Consider the following 17,055-nt stretch of genomic DNA (forward strand, 5'->3'; position numbering starts at 1 on the left):
GTCCCGGCGGCTCAGGGCTTCGGCGGGCTGCTCGGCGTGTACTGCGCCATCGGATCCTTCTGCGTCAGGTCGCAGCCGGCCTTCCCGAGCCAGTAGGGCTGGATGTTGTCCCAGGTCTTCGGGAAGGAGATCGCGTGCTTCTCGTCGACCTTCGCGAGGTAGATCGTGTGGGAGGCGTGCTGGCTCTTCGGGTCGATGCAGACCTTGCCCTCCGGCGCGTCGACGCAGACGTCGCCCGCCGCGATGACCTTGCGCAGGTCGGCGCGCTTGGTCGAGCCGTTCGCCCGCTCGACCATCTGCTTGTAGAGGTAGACCGCGAGGTAGGAGTTCTCGGCCTCCTGGTTCACGTAGGGCTCGTTCGGGAACTTCGCCTTCCACTTGGCCAGGAAGGCCTTGCTCGACGGGCTGTCGACCTCCTCGATGTAGTTCGTGGTCACGTACATGTTGGCGAGGCTCGGGGGCTGGAAGCGCTTGTGCTCGTAGCCCTGTCCGATATTGACCGAGGAGCCCATCGGCACCTTCAGGTTCGCGGCCGCCGCCTGCTCGTAGTAGGAGGCCTGCGCGGTCCCGACGAGCAGCGTCATCAGGATGTCGGGCTTGGCCTTCTGGATGTTCTGGATCGTCTGCGAGAACTGCGACACGCCGAGGGGGATGAACTCCTCCCCGACCATCTCGCCGCCGTTCTCCTTGACGATGTTGCGCACCCACTCGGCCGAGATCTGACCGAAATTGTAGTCGGCCGCGATCGTGTAGACCCGCTTGCCGAACTTCTCCATCATCCACGGGATCAGCGTCGAGAACTGCTGCTCCGGCACCGCGCCCGTGACGACCATGTGGCCGTCGCAGACGCCGCCCTCGTACTGGTTGTTGTAGAAGGCGAAGCCGTCGAGCTGGTCGACGATCGGCCGGTAGGCCTCGCGGGACGCGCTGGAGAAGCCCGCGAAGACGGCGTTGACCTTGTCGCGCTGGAGTACCCGGCGCATGAATTCCTGATAACGCGTGTTGTCGGACTGCGTGTCGTAGATCACGAGCTCCAGCTTGCGCCCGGCGATGCCGCCCGCGGCGTTGATCTCGTCCGCGGCGAGCTGGATGCCGTGGACCTTGCCGATGGTCGCGAGCGCGAAGTCGCCGGACTGGTCCTCGAGGACGCCGAGCTTGATCGGGTCGGCGGCGCGGGCCGCGGGGGCGGCCAGGGATGCGCTCGCGAGCATGGCGGCCGCGAGGGCGGACAGGCGGGATCCGCGGGGCGTTCTCGACATCGGGCGTCCTCGTCTTCGGGGGTGGCGACGTAATTTCAGGATCGGGCGAGCCGCGGCGCGGCGGCCGGCGCCGCGACGGACGGACGGGCGCGCACGAGCGCCTCGCAGTAGGCTTCGAGCGGCTGCCGGGCGCGCATGGCGTCGCGGCGCAGGGCCTCGTAGGCCGCGTCGTCGTCGAGGCCGTGCTCCTGCATCAGCCGCAGGATCGCCTTGACGACGTGGCGCCGGCCGCGCCGCCGCTCCTCGTGGCGGGCCAGGCGCTCCTCCAGCAGGCGACGCCGGTTGTGCTCGTTCACCGCGAGGAACAGGGCCGCGTAGACCGAGGCGCCGTGGATCGGCTTGCGCAGCAGGCCGGTGGCGCCGAGCTGGAGAAGCCCCTTGAGCCGGCTCGGCGCCTCGACGCCCACGAGCCCGACCACCGGCACCGGGGGCAGGTCGGGGACGGCACTCGCCGCGAGGCCCGGGAGCGGCAGGTCGCCGTCCACGATGACGATGTGGTGCTCGGGATCGAGGATCGCGAAATCGAGCCACGGCGCCTCGCCGGCCGGGACGACCGACGCCACGCTGAGCCCGAGCTTCATCAGGGTCCCCGCCAGGACGTCCGTGGCGGTGCTCGGCGGCGCGATCAGCAGGGCCTGCGCGCCGCTGAAGTTCTGGATCAGCCGGGGCGTCGTCATGGCACCACCCGCAGGCGCGGGCGCCGGCTTACCGGCACGACGCGCGGATCGCTGCGCACGAGGTAGGGGTCCGGCGCGACCGGCTCCTCGGCCTGCGCCACGATGGTGAAGCGGGCCGACGCCGTCGAGAGGCCGATCCGGGGTGTCAGGCAGGCGTGGAGCGTGGTCTCGTCCAGGCGCACCGGCCCCTGGGGGGCCTCGAACTCGTCGGCGCAGGCCGCCCGGCGCGTTGCCGCGGCGTCCTCGGTCCCCGCCCGCACCAGCGCCCGCGCCAGGAGATGCACCGCGATGTACGAGGCCTCGGCATCCGCCGAGGGGGTCGGCCCCTCGGGGAAGCGCGCCGCGTAGGCCGCCATGAAAGCGCGGTTGCGGGGCGTGTCGATCGACGTGAAGTAGACGCTGGAGGACAGGTGGCCGTCGACCGCCTCAGGCCCGATCGCCTCCAGTTCCGGCTCGGCGAGGCTGCAGCTCGCCACCGGCATGGTCCGCGCCTGGTCGATGCCGCGCGCCGCGCAGGCACTCCGGAAGTCGCGGAAGAAGCGGTACGCCGAGATGCCGATCAGCGTGCTGAAGACGAAATCCGGCCTCGCGGCCAGGATCGCCTCGATCACCTGATCGAAGGCGGTCTCGCCCACCGCGAGGTAGCGCTCGCCCGCGACCCGGCCGCCGGCGATCGCCAGCGTCTCGCGCAGGATCCGGTTGTTCTCCCAAGCCCAGATGTAGTTGGAGCCGACGCAGAAGGCCGTGCGGCCGCCCCGGGCGAGCAGGTGCCGCACCAGCGGGACGATGTGCTGATTCGGTGCGGCGCCGGTGTAGACCACGTTCGCCGAGGTCTCGAAGCCCTCGTAATGCGACGGATACCAGAGCAAAGCGTCGCGCTTCTCGAAGATCGGGATGATCTCCTTGCGGCTGGAGGAGGTGTAGCAGCCGACGACGTGGCGGATCCCGGAATCGAGGAGCCGCTCGGCGCCGGCGACGTAGCCCGCGAGGGCGCCCTGCGGATCGCGGATCACCGGCTCGAGGACGCAGTCGCCCTGCGCGTTCACCTCCTCGACCGCCAGGAGCGCGCCGTTCCGCATCGCGCGCCCGACGAGACCGTACGGACCCTCCGCGGAGAACAGGATGCCGATGCGGTGATGGCTGAGGTCCATGCAACCCTTCAGAACGCAAGAAGCCCGCCAGTGCGGGAGCACTGCGGGCGGCATCGCCGTACAAGATTGTGACGTATTGGCGCGAAACTGGGCAGCTTTGCCCCGCGCTCGAAAACTAGGCTCCTCGGTTATGGCGCCGGTGTCAAGTGCCGGGCAGTCTTTTCAGAAGCGGCGTCTTGATGATTGCTTGGCGTGTCGGTGGCTCGGGCGATGCCGAGGCCGGTCGCGCCGGGGCGGATGGCGGCCGGGACGCGGAAGCGGCGCCCCGACGGCGACGCCGCGGGTCGGACCCACCATTCCACTTTCCGGAATGATGAACTGTGCAGAACGCGTATTCTGCGCGATCGGACGGGGCGGCATTCTCCTGACACGGCCCGGGGCGATCCCGGCCAGCGACGGAGATCACGGTCATGAAGCTCTACCACCATCCCCTCTCGGGCCACGCGCACCGGGCGCGCCTGTTCCTGTCGCTGATTGATGCGCCGCACGAGCTGATCGAGGTCGATCTGAGAGCGGGCGCGCACAAGACACCGGCCTTTCTCGCGATGAACCCGTTCGGTCAGGTCCCGGTGCTCGACGACGACGGCGTGATCGTCTCCGATTCCAACGCCATCCTCGTCTACGCCGCGAAGCGGCTCGGCCGGTCCGACTGGCTGCCCGAGGATCCGCGCGCCGCGGCGGCGGTTCAGCGCTGGCTCTCGGTCGCGGCGGGCGAGCTCGCCTACGGGCCGGCAGCCGCGCGGCTGATCACCGTCTTCGGCGCCAAGTTCGACCCGGAGGAGGTGATCGCCCGGGCACACACGCTCCTGGGGCGGCTCGAGGCGCATCTCGACGGCCGGGACTGGCTCGCGGCCGAGCGGCCGACCATCGCGGATGTGGCGGTCTACAGCTACCTCGCCCGCGCCCCCGAGGGGAACGTCGACCTGTCGGGCTACCCGCGGGTCGAGGCTTTCCTGCGCCGGGTCGAGGGTCTCCCCGGCTTCGTGCCCTTCGCCGAGACCGCGGCCGGCCTCACGGCCGCGGCGTGACCGGCAAGCCCCGGGTGCACCCGCGCCCGGGGAGCGGACCCGCGTGGAGGAGGCGGAGATGGCTGACGGTCAGACCCTTGCGAAGCTGCCGACATGGCATGCCGGCGAGACGTCCATTCAGGAATCGGTCGGCGCCGCCGACCGGATGGCGGCGATCGGCCAGAGGGTGGTGCGGGACTTCATGCCCGATCAGCACCGGGCCTTCTACGCGCAGATCCCGTTCATCGTGCTGGGCAGCGTCGACCGGCACGGCGATGCCTGGGCCACGCTCCTGGCCGGCGGCCCCGGCTTCATCACCTCGCCCTCGGCCACGACCCTCGACATCGCCGCGCGGCCCGATCCGGGCGACCCCGCGGCCGAGGGGATTCGGGACGGCGACGCCCTCGGTCTCCTCGGCATCGAGCTGGACAGCCGCCGCCGCAACCGCGTCAACGGGATCATCCGGTCCACGGCCGGCGGGGTCCTGCACTTCGACGTCGACCAGAGCTTCGGGAATTGCCCGCAATACATCCAGCGCCGCGACGTGTCCTTCGTCCGCGACCCGGGCGTCCCGGCCCCGGTCCCGGCCGAGGAGAGCGCGGAGCTCGACGGCGCGGCGCGCGGCCTGATCGCGGCGGCCGACACGTTCTTCGTGGCGTCCTACGCCGAGCGCGCGGACCGGCGCCAGGTCGATGTCTCGCATCGCGGCGGCAAGGCGGGATTCGTCCGCGTCGCCGCGGACGGCACGCTGACCATCCCGGATTTCGCCGGCAACCTGTTCTTCGCCACGCTCGGCAATATCCACGTCAACGGGAAGGCCGGCCTGGTCTTCGCCGATTTCGAGACGGGCGATCTGCTGCACCTCACCGGCGACGCCGCGGTGATCCTGGACTCGCCCGAGATCGCCGCCTTCCAGGGCGCCGAGCGGCTCTGGAGCTTCCGGCCGCGCCGGGTGATCCGCCGGCGCGGCGCGCTGCCGCTGCGCTGGTCGTTCCGGCCGGACGGCTGGTCGCCGAACGCGCTGATGACCGGCGACTGGTCGGAGGCCGCCGACCGCGTCCGGGCGGCCGGGCGCGCGGCGCAGTGGCGGCCGTTCCGGGTGGCGAAGATCGTCGACGAGAGCCGCACCATCCGGTCCTTCCACCTGACCCCGGACGACGGGGCCGGTCGGCTCCCGCACCGCGCGGGGCAGCATCTCCCGATCCGGGTGACGCTTCCCGGGGCGGAGGCGCCGGTCATCCGCACCTACACGCTCTCGGTCGCGCCCTCGGATCCGGCCTACCGGATCAGCGTGAAGCGCGACGGCGCGGTCTCGCGGCATCTCCACGACCGCGTCCGGGTCGGGGACGTCATCGAGGCGCGCGCGCCGGATGGCGGGTTCGTCCTCGACGCGCGCGCGGCGCGTCCCGCGGTGCTGCTGGCGGGCGGTGTCGGGATCACGCCGCTGCTCGCGATGCTCCGGCACGTGGTCTACGAGGGCCTGCGCACCCGCAGGATCCGGCCGACCACCCTCGTCTACGCCGCCCGCGCCCGCGCGGACCGCGCCTTCGACGGCGAGCTATCCGCACTGGCCGCGGCGGCGCAGGGTGCCGTCCGGATCGTGCGGGTCCTGAGCGATGTGTCCGACGCGCGAGCGGGCGTCGATTACGAGGCCGCGGGCCGGGTCGACATGGCACTGCTCACCCGGCTCCTGGCCTTCGACGACTACGATTTCTACCTCTGCGGACCATCGGCCTTCACGCAGGCGCTCTACGACGGGCTGCGCGGCCTCAACGTGGCGGACGACCGGATCCACGCGGAGGCGTTCGGCCCCTCGGGACTGGTCCGCGAGGCGGGAACGGCGGCGGCCGCGCCGCCGCGCCCGCCCGCCTCCACGAAGACGGTGCCCGTCGCCTTCCTCGACACCGGCAAGGAGGCGCGCTGGACGCCGGATGCGGGCAGCCTCCTCGACCTCGCCGAGGCCCGCGGCCTCGCACCGGCGTTCAGCTGCCGCGAGGGAAGCTGCGGGACCTGCCGCACCAAGCTGCTCGCCGGCGCGGTCACCTATCTGAAGGAGCCGAGCGCCGCCGTGGCGGCGGACGAGGTGCTGATCTGCTCGGCCGTGCCCGCCGCGGGCACGGACCGGGTGCAGCTCGCGCTCTGACGCGCGATACGCCGTGTTCCGCGCCGTTTTTAGCCTTCCGGGACCGGCGCAGCCAGATCATTCTGCGCCGCGCCGATGCCGGAGCCTTGAGCCCCCTTCATCCCGAGACCCCGAGGAGTCCCCCATGTCCCGTCCGCCGCTGCCGCCCTTCGACGAGCAGAGCGCGATCGTGAAGGTCCGCCTCGCCGAGGATGGCTGGAACGGCCGCGACCCGGCCAAGGTCGCGCTGGCCTACACGGCCGATACCCGCTGGCGGAACCGCGCCGAGTTCCTGAACGGGCGGCAGGAGGTGGAGGCGTTCCTGACCCGCAAGTGGAACCGGGAACTCGATTACCGTCTCATCAAGGAGCTCTGGGCCTTCACCGGCAATCGGATCGCCGTGCGCTACGCCTACGAGTACCGCGACGACAGCGGCCACTGGTTCCGGGCCTACGGCAACGAGAACTGGGAGTTCGCCGAGGACGGGCTGATGCGCTATCGGCACAGCAGCATCAACGAGTTGCCCATCGCGGAATCGGACCGCAAGTTTCACTGGCCCCTCGGCCGCCGACCGGACGATCATCCGGGCCTCAGCCATTTCGGCTTCTGACCGTTCGGGCCGGCGCGCGAGGCCGGACCGGGTGTGAGCGTCGCGGCCCGGCCGCCCAACACGGGAGCGAGGCCATGGATCGGTGGCAGGCCATGCGCATCTTCGCCAAGGTCGCCGAGACGGCGAGCTTCGCGCAGACCGCCCGCCTCCTGCACATGAGCCCGCCGGCCGTGACGCGCGCCGTGGCCGCGCTCGAGGAGACCATCGGCGCCCGCCTCCTGATCCGCACGACCCGCTCCGTGAAGCTCACGGAAGCGGGCAGCCGGTACTACGAGGATTGCCGCCGGATCCTGTCCGACATCGCGGAGGCGGAATCGGCGGCGGCCGGCTCCAACGCGACGCCCTCGGGCACGCTGGCCGTGACGGCCTCGGTCCTGTTCGGGCGGATGCACGTTCTCCCGATCGTCACCGACTACCTCGACACCTACCCGACCATGGCGGCGCGGACCCTCTTCGTCGACCGGCCGGTCAGCATCGTCGAGGAGGGGATCGACGTCGCGATCCGCATCGGCCACCTGACCGACTCCGGCGTCACGGCCGCCCGGGTCGGGTCGGTTCGCCACGTCATCTGCGGCGCCCCGGACTACTTCGCGCGGCACGGCGTGCCGGCGAAGCCGGCGGATCTGAAGCGGCACCGGATCGCCGTCTCCACCGGCGCCTTCGCGTCGCCGGAATGGCGGTTCGGCCGGAACGAGCGGGTGGTCGTCCACCCGGCGCTGGTGGGCAACACCAACGAGGTCTCGATCGGCGCCGCCCGCTCGGGCTGGGGACTGGCGCGGGTCCTGAACTACCAGATCGGACCGGACCTGCGCGACGGCCGCCTGCAGATCGTGCTCGCCGATTACGAGGAGGCGCCGCTGCCCGTCCACGTCCTGTACCCGGAGGGCCGGCACGCGCCCGCGAAGGTGCGGACCTTCGTCGACCTGGCGGTGTCGCGGCTGCGCGCCAACCGGACGCTGAACTGATCTTGGACCGGACCGGCGGCGATCGCCTCGGTCGCATTGGTCGCAGCCGCGGCGGAGGAAAGGATGGCCCAGTCTTAAGTTAGTTTTTCAGGATCTCCCGCATCTTCTGCGGGCAATGGGGGCCCATACGTGACGACACCCGAGCGCGCGACCGTGCGCGGCCGCGCTTCATCGACCGCCCGCCCGGATGTCGGGGCCGCGACGCGGCCGGAATGGCGGCCTGCGGCGCGCACGCCGCCCTGCCCGGTCGCGGTCTGAGAGGAGACAGGCGCATGGATCAGTGGACCCGCCTGGATCCGCTCTACGAGTCCGAGGCGGCCGCCCGCGAGATCGCCGCCGCGGCGTCCGCGCGCGCGGACGCCCAGGATCACGACCACGGCTTCCCGCAGGACGACATCGCCGACCTCGTCCGCCTGGGGCTCCTCGCAGCGCCCGTCCCGGTGGACCATGGCGGCGCGGGCCTCGGGACGGAGCCGGGCGCCGGTGCCCTGGCGGAGGTTCTGCGGCTGGTCGGCTACGGGAGCCTCGCTCTCGGCCGGCTCTACGAGGGGCACGTCAACGCCCTGCAGCTCATCGCCCGTTACGGCACGCCCGACAGGCGAACCCGCCTGTTCGCCGACGCGCGCGCCGGCCATCTGTTCGGCGTCTGGAACACCGAGCCGGCCGAGGGCGGCCTGCGGATCGAGGGCCCGGATGCCGACGGCCATCTCCGCGGCGCGAAGACCTTCGCGTCGGGCGCCGGCTTCGTCACCCGCGCCCTCGTCACCGCCCGGCACCCGGGCCGGGCCGGCACGGCGATGATGGTGGTGCCGCTCGAGGCCGGCACGCGGGCCGACCTCTCCGCTTGGCGGGCGCAGGGCATGCGCGCCTCGGCGACCGGCACCGTCGACTTCACCGGCCTCGCCTTCGAGGCCGATCATATCCTGGGCGAGCCCGACGATTACTTCCGGCAACCGGCCTTCTCGGGCGGCGCGTGGCGCTTCGCGGCGGTGCAGCTCGGCGGCATCGAGGCAGTGTTCGACGCGTGGCGCGGCCATCTCGACCGCCTCGGCCGGGGCGGCGATCCACACCAGCTGGCGCGCCTCGGCGAGGGCGCCATCGCGGTCGAGGGCGCGCGGCTCTGGGTCGAGCGCGGGGCGCGGGTGGCCTCGGACGCGGCGATGCCGCCGGAGCGCGTCGTCGCCTACATCAACCTGGTCCGCCTCGCCGTCGAACGCGCGGGCCTCGACGTCCTGCAGCTGGCCCAGCGCTCCGTCGGCCTGCAGGGCTTCCTGCGCGGCCATCCGCTGGAGCGGCGGTCGCGCGACCTTGCCACCTACCTGCGCCAGCCCGGACCGGATCACGCGCTCACCAGCGCGGCCTCCGAGATCCTGCGCAGCGGCGGCATGGGCGGGGATCTGTGGACCGAGAACGCCGCATGACAGGGCCGAGAGGCCACCCCGCCGCGCCGCCAACCGTCTGGCTGGACTCGCCGCGGCGCTACGGCCGCGTCAGCCGCGGCCTCCACTGGCTGATGGCCGCCCTGTTCGCGTGGCAATTCGCGGGCGCGCTGCTCTACGTCACGATCGGCGACGCGGCGCTCACGCGCCTCGTCGGCGGCAGCCACTTCACCCTCGGCTTCACCCTGTTCGTGCTCGTGCTCGTGCGCGGATTCTGGGGGCTCGCGAACCTCCACCGTCGCCCCGCACATCCGGGAGCTCCGGGACGCGCCGTCGCGGCCGGTCACGGGCTGATCTATCTCCTGATGGTCCTGGTCCCGAGCCTCGCGCTGCTGCGCCAGTACGGATCGGGCAAGCCCTTCGCGCCCTACGGCATCCCGGTGATGCCGGCGCGCGAGACGAAGATCGAGTGGATGATGCTGCCCGCCGATCTGCTCCACTACTGGCTGGGCTTCACGCTCCTCATCGTGGTGCTCGGCCACGCCGCGATGGCGTTCCTGCACCGCAGGCTCTGGAACGAGACCGTCCTGACGCGCATGACCTGACCGGCGGCGGGCGCGCGGCGCGCGATGCTCAGGCCCGCGCCTCCGCCGCGGCGGGCGCCCGGTCGGGCAGCGGCGCGTCCAGCGTGAAGACCACGCCGCGCGGCCGGTACTCGATCTCCGCCGAGCCGCCCATCTCGGCGGCCAGCGCCCGCTCGATGAGGCGCGTGCCGAACCCGCCGCGGGCCGGCGCCGTCACCGCGGGTCCGCCCACCTCCTCCCACCGGAACCAGAGATGGGCCGGCCTCGCCCCGTCCACCACGTCCCAGTTCAGGATCACCCGTCCCCGGTCGTTCGAGAGGGCGCCGTACTTCACCGCATTGGTCGCGAGTTCGTGCAGCGCCATCGTGAAGGCGAGGGTCAGGCGCGGCGTCAGCCACACCACCGGGCCGTTGATCAGGAAGCGCTGGCTCGCGCCGCCGCGGAACGCCTGGAGCGTGCCCTCCACGACGACGTTGAGCGTGGCGCCGATCCAGCTCTCGCGGGTCAGAACGTCGTGGGCCGCCGAGAGGGAGTGCAGCCGCGCGTCGAGGGTCCTGTGCGCCTCCTCCAGGGAGGCGGCGTTGCGCAGGGTCTGGTGCGCGATCGACTGCATGGTCGCCATCGAGTTCTTCACGCGGTGGTTCAGCTCGTCGGCCAGGAGGGTGCGGTGCTCCTCCGCGCGCTTGCGCTCGGTGACGTCGATCGAGACGCCGGCCATGCTCAGCGGCTGGCCGACCGAGTCGTAGAAGGTCTGTCCTCGGATCTGCAGCCAGCGCAGCTCACCGCTCGGCGTGCGCGCCCGGTACTCGATGTCGTAGTCGCTGTGCTCGTGGATCGAGGTCTGCACTGCCGCCTGCATCCGGTGCCGGTCCTCGGGGTCGATCGCGGCGATCAGGTCCTCGTAGCTGAACGGGTCGCCCGCCGCCCGACCGAAATTCTCCTTGCAGGTGTCGGAGGCCACGAGCCGCATGCCGGCGAGATCGAGGGTCCACGAGCCGAAACGTCCGGCCTTCAAGATGAACCGCAGCCGCTCCTCGCTGCGGGTGAGGTCCCGGGTCCGGCGCTCCACCTCCTGCTCGAGCGCTTCCCGGTCGCGCTGCATCCGCGCGAGCTTGTCCCGCTCCAGCGTCACGTCGAACTGCGACGCGAAGAAGTAGGTCAGCTCCCCGTCGCGGTCGAAGACCGGCGAGATCAGGAGCCGGTTCCAGAAGACCTCACCGTCCTTCTTGTGGTTCAAGAGCTCGATCTCGATCGGCACGCGGCGGGCGATCGCCGCCCTGATCTTTGCGATATCGGCCTTGCTGGTCTCGGGCCCCTGCAGGAACCGGCAGTTCCGGCCGATGATCTCGTCGTGGCCGTACCCGGTCAGCCGGGAGAAGGCGGCGTTGACGAAGACGATCGGATTGTCCGGCTGATGAGGATCGGTGATCAGCATCGGCATCCGCGTCGCCCGCACGGCGGAGACGAAGGGGTCTGTACTCGCTTCGGTCCGGGCGAATTCCGCCTCGAAGCGCGTGCGTTCCTGCTGATCCGTCAATGCCCCGTCGTCCCTGCCACGACTTGCCGCTGGCGGCCTTCGGCCTTGTCGCGAGCCTGTACCACAGCGCGGATCGCTTGTGCGCAACCGTGACGCGGGCCGAGACGCCGCAGGGGACCGGGGCGCCGCGGCCGGGCGGGACCGGGCCGTGCGGGAGGCCCGCCGCCGCTACACCGCGGCCGGACCGGGGCCGAACCCGGCCGGCGGGCGCGAGCCGAGATGATCCCGGAGCGTCCGGCCCTCGTACTCGGTCCGGAACAGGCCGCGGCGGCGCAGTTCCGGCAGGACCAGCGCGATGAAGTCGTCGAGGCCGCCGGGCAGCGTCGGCGGCATGATGTTGAAGCCGTCCGCGCCACCGGCCCGGAACCGCTCCTCCATCTCGTCCGCGATCTGGGCGGGCGTGCCGACGATCTGCGAGTGCCCGCGCGCGCCGGCGATGCGCAGGTAGAGCTGGCGCAGGGTCAGGCCTTCGCGGCGCGCGAGGTCGAACATCAGCTGCTGGCGCGACTTGATGCCGTCGGTCTCGGGCAGTTCCGGGACGGGCCCGTCCGGGTCGTAGCCCGACAGGTCGTGGCCGCCGATCATGCGGCCGAGCAGCGCGAGGCCGACCACGGGATCGATGAGATCCTGCAGGGCCTCGAACTTCGCCCGCGCCTCGGCCTCGCTGCGGCCGACGACGGGAAACAGCCCCGGCATGACCTTCAGGTCGTCGGGCGCGCGGCCGAACCGGGCCATGCGGGCCTTCAGGTCGCCGTAGAAGGCCACCGCCTCGTCCAGCGTCTGGTTCGCCGTGAACACGATCTCGGCGGTGCGCGCGGCGAGGTCCTTGCCGGGCCCCGACGAGCCGGCCTGCACCAGCACGGGCTGCCCCTGCGGCGTGCGCGAGATGTTGAGCGGCCCGCGGACCTCGAAATGCTTGCCCCGGTGGTTCAGCGGTCGGAAGCCGTCCGGCTTCGAGAACTGCCCGCTGGCGCGGTCGATGATCACGGCGCCGTCGTCCCAGGTGTTCCAGAGACCGAGGACCACGTCCACGAACTCCTCGGCGCGCTCGTAGCGATCGGCGTGGCGGGCGATCCGGTCGCCGCCGAAATTCGCCGCCTCCGCGTCGGTCGCGGAGGTCACGAGGTTCCAGCCGGCCCGTCCGCCGCTGAGGTGGTCGAGGGAGGCGAACCGGCGCGCGACGTTGTAGGGCTCGTTGAAGGTGGTGGAGGTGGTGGCGACGAGACCGATCCGGCTCGTCACCGCGGCCAGGGCCGACAGCAGGGTCAGGGGCTCGAAATGGGTCGAGCGCGCGGTGCGCTCGCTCGACCGCAGGTCGAGGTCCCGGATCCCGGTTCCGTCCTCCAGGAAGATGAGGTCGAATTTCGCGGCCTCGGCCCGCCGCGCCCAGCCGACATAGCGCTCCAGGACCAGGCCGCCGTCGGCCTCGCTCGAGGGATGACGCCAGCCGGCGACGTGATGGCCGGTCGCGTAGAAGAACGCGCCGAGGCGCAGGGTACCCTGTCTCATCGAACCGCCCGTCATCGTGCCTGATCGGCTCCGTGCCTCTCGAACGGGACGGTGTCTAGCCGACCTTCCCGCACGGGCGAAGCCGGCGTCGCGCACGCGGCACAGCGGGCCGTGACAGCGCGAGGGTCCGGCATGTGCAGCGGGCGCGACTCAGCGCGGGAGGGACGCGTCCGGCGCGTTCTCGGCGGGAAGATCGCGCAGGTCGGAGGTGGCGTGACGCGCGTGCCGCGCCGCCAGCGAGCCCCGGGCCTCCTGCATCGGCATGAAGGCCGAGAACCCGACCGGCTTCGCGACGTCGTGGTAGATCGCCTCCATGCCGCCGCGCATGTGGTAGGTCTCGTGCCAGATGCCGACGCCGCGCGTGTCCCGCAGGAAGTCCCGCCACCAGATCCGATGCGGCTCGGATTTGGACCAGGCGACCATGCTGTCGATGTCCTGCCAGTACCAGCGCATGCCGACATGCAGCGGGCGCAGGCTGAAGATGATGTTGTTCTCGTAATGCAGCAGGCCCTCCGGCCGCGTCGCGCCGACCATGTCGATGCGCGGACCGAAGCCGAGGAGGGTCTTCACGCCGGCGAGGTTCCGGACCTTCATGCCCAGGTAGATCACGACGAGGTCCGGGTAGCCCGAGAAATCCGGGACCGCGTGTCGCCCGTTCGCGCCCATCGTCGCGCCTTCCCTGGCGGGCCGATCCATGCCGGCCCCGGACGCCGAGAATACGCGACGACGACGTCGTCGGGCAATATTCGCCCGCCGTGGCGGTTACGGTCCGCGCCCCCCCCCGGTGCCGAGCAGATTCCGGCACCTCGCGGACGGGGCCGCACGGCCGCGCGCGCCCTCGACGGAGCAGGACGCCGCCGCGCGAGCGTCGCGGGGATCCCCGGCCTCGCCGTCGGCTCGTTCGGGCCGGCGCGATCCGCCCGGTCTGGCCGGGACCGCGGCCGAGCCCGCGCGCGGATGTACTGTTCGACCATGAATGCCCCTCCCCCCAGGACAACCACAGCGAGAAGGGCTTCGCGGAAGGTGCCAGGATCGGTCATCGTCTCGAATCTCCGAAATGGATGGGACCCGTCGGGCCCGGCAAACTCTTCGATCTTGCTAAATCGATCAATTGCCGAGCGTCTTTCCAGTTGCGTTCCACGCCTGACAATTACCGTTCGACGAGATGAACAATCTTTAATATCTGGCGACCGTGCGCTGTTACTCCGGCTCGGCTGAGCGGGCGCGGAGGCCGCCGTCCGGAGGTTCCGTGCCGGGGACGCCGCGCGGCGATGCCGGGCGGCACGAAGGCCCCGGTGAGTTCTGGTCGGACGACCCCTAGAGGCGGGTCAGCCGCAAGTGCCGCGCGGACGGATCCGCGTCGTCGCGCGGGTGGAGATGCAACCGCAGAGGGGCAGCGTGAGGATGGCCGCCGCGCCGGCGGCCAGCCGGACCGACGCGACGAAGGGGCCGAACGGGCGCGCGGGAGCGGCCGATCGGGGATGCGCGACGCGCCGACCGCGGCTGGCCGCGCGTCCGTCGACAGCTTCCGTCCGGCCTTCCGAAGCGGTGCGATCGGGGGGCCGGGTCATGGATCCCGCCCCGGAATGCGACCTCAGGCCCCCGCCGGCCCGCGGCCCGCGTGGCCGCCCAGAAGAAGGGCCTTGGCGGCCGCGTCGATCCGGCCGAGCCACTTCTCCGCGGTCTCGGTGCGCAGGTCGGCGACGCGGAGTTGCTCCTCGGCGGCCTGAAGCCAGGCCTCCGCCTCGGCGCGGATCGTCCGCACCCGCGCTTCGGCCTCCGCGCGGATGTCCTGCACCTGCGCGTCCGCCTCGGCCTGCACCCGCTGCAGCCGGATATCGGCGCGGGCCTCGATCTCCCGGACGCGCATCTCGGACAGGTGCAGGCGGCGGCGCGTCTCCGTCAGCGCGCGCTGCGCCGCGGCCAGGACGGCCTCATGCGACAGGTTCTGATCCTGCAGGCGCTGCTTCTGCGCTTCCGCCCGGCCGGCCATGCCGTTGATGATGTCGAGCGTGCTCATCCAATCCGACACCGCCTCGGGTTCGGATGGGTCCGGAACGGCGCCCGCATCGTTGACCGCCGGTTCCGGCAGGATCGGCCGCTGGGCGAGCGCGTCGATCCGCGGTGCCGAGAAGGCGTCTGGCACCGCCTCCGCGTCGAATGACGGCTTCAGCGTCAGGATCTCGGCGGACGGCCCGTCGACGAAGCGGTCCAGGCTGTCGGCGACCTGCGAGAGGATGTGGGACCACGTGGCTGTGGGAGCCGCGACCATGATGGTTCTACCCTGGCGGGATTTTATCGATAGCCAATACAATCTGCGGTATGGTTAATGGACGGTTAACCGCCGGCCGCCTGGCCGAAGCCGCCTTGGGCCGGCCCGCCACTGATCAGTCTTGGCAGGTCCGGCCGAGGCGGCTCGACAATATTCCGTACGTGAGCCTCCGGTGATCGGTGCCCCGCTTCGAGCGGGTATCGACCGCGCGGAACCGGGTCCGGGCGGTCGGCGTCATCGGGCGGTCTACGTCGCCGGCGGCGCCTGGATGATCGGGGCGGCCGCGGCCAGGATGGCCGCGGCGTCGCGGTCGCGGGGCGGATAGATGCGCGTGCCGTTGATGATCCGCTTCGTCGCCTTCGCGGCGGCGCCCGACGAGACCAGCGTGCCGCGATCCCAGCCGGATGTGTAGACCGCACCCCACTCGCCCAGGTCCAGCACGGTGACGTAGTCCGGCGCGGCGAAGCGCAGCCGCTGTTCCGGCCGGCCGGCGAGATCGCAGACGGCGTTGTAGCCCGCGAGCCGGCCCATGGGCCTTGCGTGCTGGCACGACATCACCGTGCGGTGACCCGCGTCGTCGGCCGCCGCCGAGGCGATGTCGCCGGCCGCGTAGATGTCGGCGAGCCCAGGGACGGCCAGGAATGCGTCGACCGGCACGCGGCCGAGCGCGTCGCGGGGGAGGCCGAGTTTCTCGCCCAGCGGGCTCGCCCGCATGCCGGTGGCGCAGACGCTCGTCCAGGCGGGCAGGCGCGCTCCGTCCTCCAGCGTCACCCCGGTTCGGTCGAGGGCGCGGACCCGCGCACCGCCGATGCAGGTCACTCCGGCCGCGCTCAGGGCCTGGCGGATCGCCGGCATGGCGGCCGCGCCCATGGCACTCCCGATCTCGGGCGCCCGGTCGATCAGGATGGTCCGGACCGGGCCCGCGGCCCCGGCCCGGTTCCGGGCCGCGGCGAGCCGCGCGGGCAGCTCGCAGGCAAGCTCCAGTCCCACCAGGCCGCCGCCGATGACGACGGCGGTCCAGCGCCCGTCCTGCTCGGGCAGGGTCGAGTCACCGAGGCGATCGAGATGCGTCGCGAGCGCCTGAGCCCCCGCGTAGGTGTCGACATCGAAGGCGCCGTCGATGCCCGGGACGTCGGGCCGCCGCAGCGCGCTGCCGGCGGCCAGGATCAGCCGGTCGTAGGCCAGCGTCTCGGCGCCGGCGCACGGCGCGCCGGATTTGACCGAGACCGTGCGCGCCGCCGGATCGATGGCGATCACGCGTTCCTCGCGGCGCTCCACTCCGATCGGCCCGAGCACATCGTCGAGGGGCACGCGCACGGCGCTGAGATCGGGCTCGTAGCAGCGGACCCGGACGACGTGGAAAGCGTCCGGAGCGATCACCGTGATGGCGAGGCGGTCGCCGAGGCCGAACTCGGTCCGGGCGCGCGCCGCGGCGGCGGCCCACAGACCGGCGAAGCCGCCGCCGATCACGACGATTCTCGAGACCATGGCAGAGTCCCCCCGTGCCGGAGACATCGAACTCTGCACGTCGCTCGGCGATGCGGCAACGGTTACAGTCCTGGCGCGGGTCAGGATCGCTTCCGACAGTCGCGCGCCGGCGGTTCAGCCGTCGTGGCAGCCGCCACCCTGGCGCGCTCTCGGGCGCCGGAACGACCCGTCAGCCCGCAGCCGCGGTCTCGCGAGAGTGCGGGCCGCGCGGCTCCAGCGCGGCTGCGGCGTGGCTGCGGCGTGGCTGCGGCGCGGCCGGGGAGGACAGACGCCGCTCCTCACGCGCGCGGACGCGTAATTTCTTCTCGTCTTGGGTCTGCCGACCGAAAATTCTTGCTTCGACACTGCGAAGTAGAGAAAGCCCTTTTGTTGACTCCGCGACCGGCCGACAGGATCTTGTATTCACAGTCACGCCGAGGGCCGCGCAGGTACGATGAAGACGCAGGGGCGGACCGGGCGTGATCCCGCAGCCGGGGGATGTGTCGGCGCGGATCG

General features: G+C 71.8%; 14 protein-coding genes. 6 read left to right on the forward strand and 8 right to left on the reverse strand.

Annotated features, from left to right (window positions below; genetic code table 11):
• Positions 1–11 precede the first annotated feature (11 nt).
• From MOTC310_RS14590 to MOTC310_RS14600, 3 genes are all read right to left on the reverse strand, one after another.
• The gene (locus MOTC310_RS14590; protein ID WP_419539915.1) at positions 12–1,211 is read right to left on the reverse strand and encodes an urea ABC transporter substrate-binding protein; all 1,200 of its coding nucleotides are present in this window, start codon (positions 1,209–1,211) and stop codon (positions 12–14) included.
• Positions 1,212–1,294: 83 nt separating this feature from the next.
• Complete coding sequence (locus tag MOTC310_RS14595) at positions 1,295–1,936, reverse strand: ANTAR domain-containing response regulator (RefSeq protein WP_331302294.1); 642 nt, start codon at positions 1,934–1,936, stop codon at positions 1,295–1,297.
• Positions 1,933–3,087 (reverse strand): transporter substrate-binding domain-containing protein, encoded by a 1,155-nt coding sequence (locus tag MOTC310_RS14600; protein WP_331302295.1) that lies wholly within the window; start codon positions 3,085–3,087, stop codon positions 1,933–1,935. The genes MOTC310_RS14595 and MOTC310_RS14600 overlap by 4 nt, the downstream gene beginning before the upstream one ends.
• Positions 3,088–3,497: 410 nt before the next feature.
• Between MOTC310_RS14600 and MOTC310_RS14605 the strand changes: the two genes are divergently transcribed.
• The 6 genes from MOTC310_RS14605 (at position 3,498) to MOTC310_RS14630 (ending at position 9,775) form a co-directional block, all read left to right on the forward strand.
• Complete coding sequence (locus MOTC310_RS14605) at positions 3,498–4,115, forward strand: glutathione S-transferase family protein (RefSeq protein WP_331302296.1); 618 nt, start codon at positions 3,498–3,500, stop codon at positions 4,113–4,115.
• A 58-nt stretch (positions 4,116–4,173) separates the two neighbouring features.
• Positions 4,174–6,237 carry a 2Fe-2S iron-sulfur cluster-binding protein gene (locus MOTC310_RS14610; RefSeq protein ID WP_331302297.1) on the forward strand — a complete coding sequence of 688 codons (2,064 nt, stop codon included), beginning with the start codon at positions 4,174–4,176 and terminating at the stop codon, positions 6,235–6,237.
• 124 nt (positions 6,238–6,361) lie between these two features.
• Positions 6,362–6,826: a nuclear transport factor 2 family protein gene (locus MOTC310_RS14615; protein WP_331302298.1), complete on the forward strand. Its 465-nt coding sequence runs from the start codon at positions 6,362–6,364 to the stop codon at positions 6,824–6,826.
• A gap of 74 nt (positions 6,827–6,900) precedes the next feature.
• Entirely contained in the window at positions 6,901–7,791 is an 891-nt protein-coding gene (locus MOTC310_RS14620; protein WP_331302299.1) for a LysR family transcriptional regulator, read from the forward strand.
• 272 nt (positions 7,792–8,063) lie between these two features.
• Complete coding sequence (locus MOTC310_RS14625; RefSeq protein WP_331302300.1) at positions 8,064–9,212, forward strand: acyl-CoA dehydrogenase family protein; 1,149 nt, start codon at positions 8,064–8,066, stop codon at positions 9,210–9,212.
• Entirely contained in the window at positions 9,209–9,775 is a 567-nt protein-coding gene (locus MOTC310_RS14630) for a cytochrome b (protein WP_331302301.1), read from the forward strand. The genes MOTC310_RS14625 and MOTC310_RS14630 overlap by 4 nt, the downstream gene beginning before the upstream one ends.
• 28 nt (positions 9,776–9,803) lie before the next feature.
• On the opposite strand, the gene MOTC310_RS14635 is transcribed toward MOTC310_RS14630, so the two are convergent.
• The 5 genes from MOTC310_RS14635 to MOTC310_RS14655 form a co-directional block, all read right to left on the reverse strand.
• Entirely contained in the window at positions 9,804–11,291 is a 1,488-nt protein-coding gene (locus MOTC310_RS14635) for an HWE histidine kinase domain-containing protein (RefSeq protein WP_331302302.1), read from the reverse strand.
• A 168-nt stretch (positions 11,292–11,459) separates the two neighbouring features.
• Positions 11,460–12,800 (reverse strand): LLM class flavin-dependent oxidoreductase, encoded by a 1,341-nt coding sequence (locus MOTC310_RS14640; RefSeq protein ID WP_331302303.1) that lies wholly within the window; start codon positions 12,798–12,800, stop codon positions 11,460–11,462.
• 150 nt (positions 12,801–12,950) lie between these two features.
• Positions 12,951–13,466: a DUF4188 domain-containing protein gene (locus MOTC310_RS14645; protein WP_331302304.1), complete on the reverse strand. Its 516-nt coding sequence runs from the start codon at positions 13,464–13,466 to the stop codon at positions 12,951–12,953.
• 928 nt (positions 13,467–14,394) lie between these two features.
• Positions 14,395–15,072, reverse strand: a complete 678-nt coding sequence (locus tag MOTC310_RS14650) for a flotillin family protein (RefSeq protein WP_331302305.1) — start codon at positions 15,070–15,072, stop codon at positions 14,395–14,397.
• Positions 15,073–15,318: 246 nt separating this feature from the next.
• The gene (locus MOTC310_RS14655; protein WP_331302306.1) at positions 15,319–16,560 is read right to left on the reverse strand and encodes an NAD(P)/FAD-dependent oxidoreductase; all 1,242 of its coding nucleotides are present in this window, start codon (positions 16,558–16,560) and stop codon (positions 15,319–15,321) included.
• Positions 16,561–17,055: the final 495 nt, after the last annotated feature.

This window comes from Methylobacterium oryzae, assembly GCF_036441375.1.
Lineage (GTDB): Bacteria > Pseudomonadota > Alphaproteobacteria > Rhizobiales > Beijerinckiaceae > Methylobacterium > Methylobacterium oryzae_A.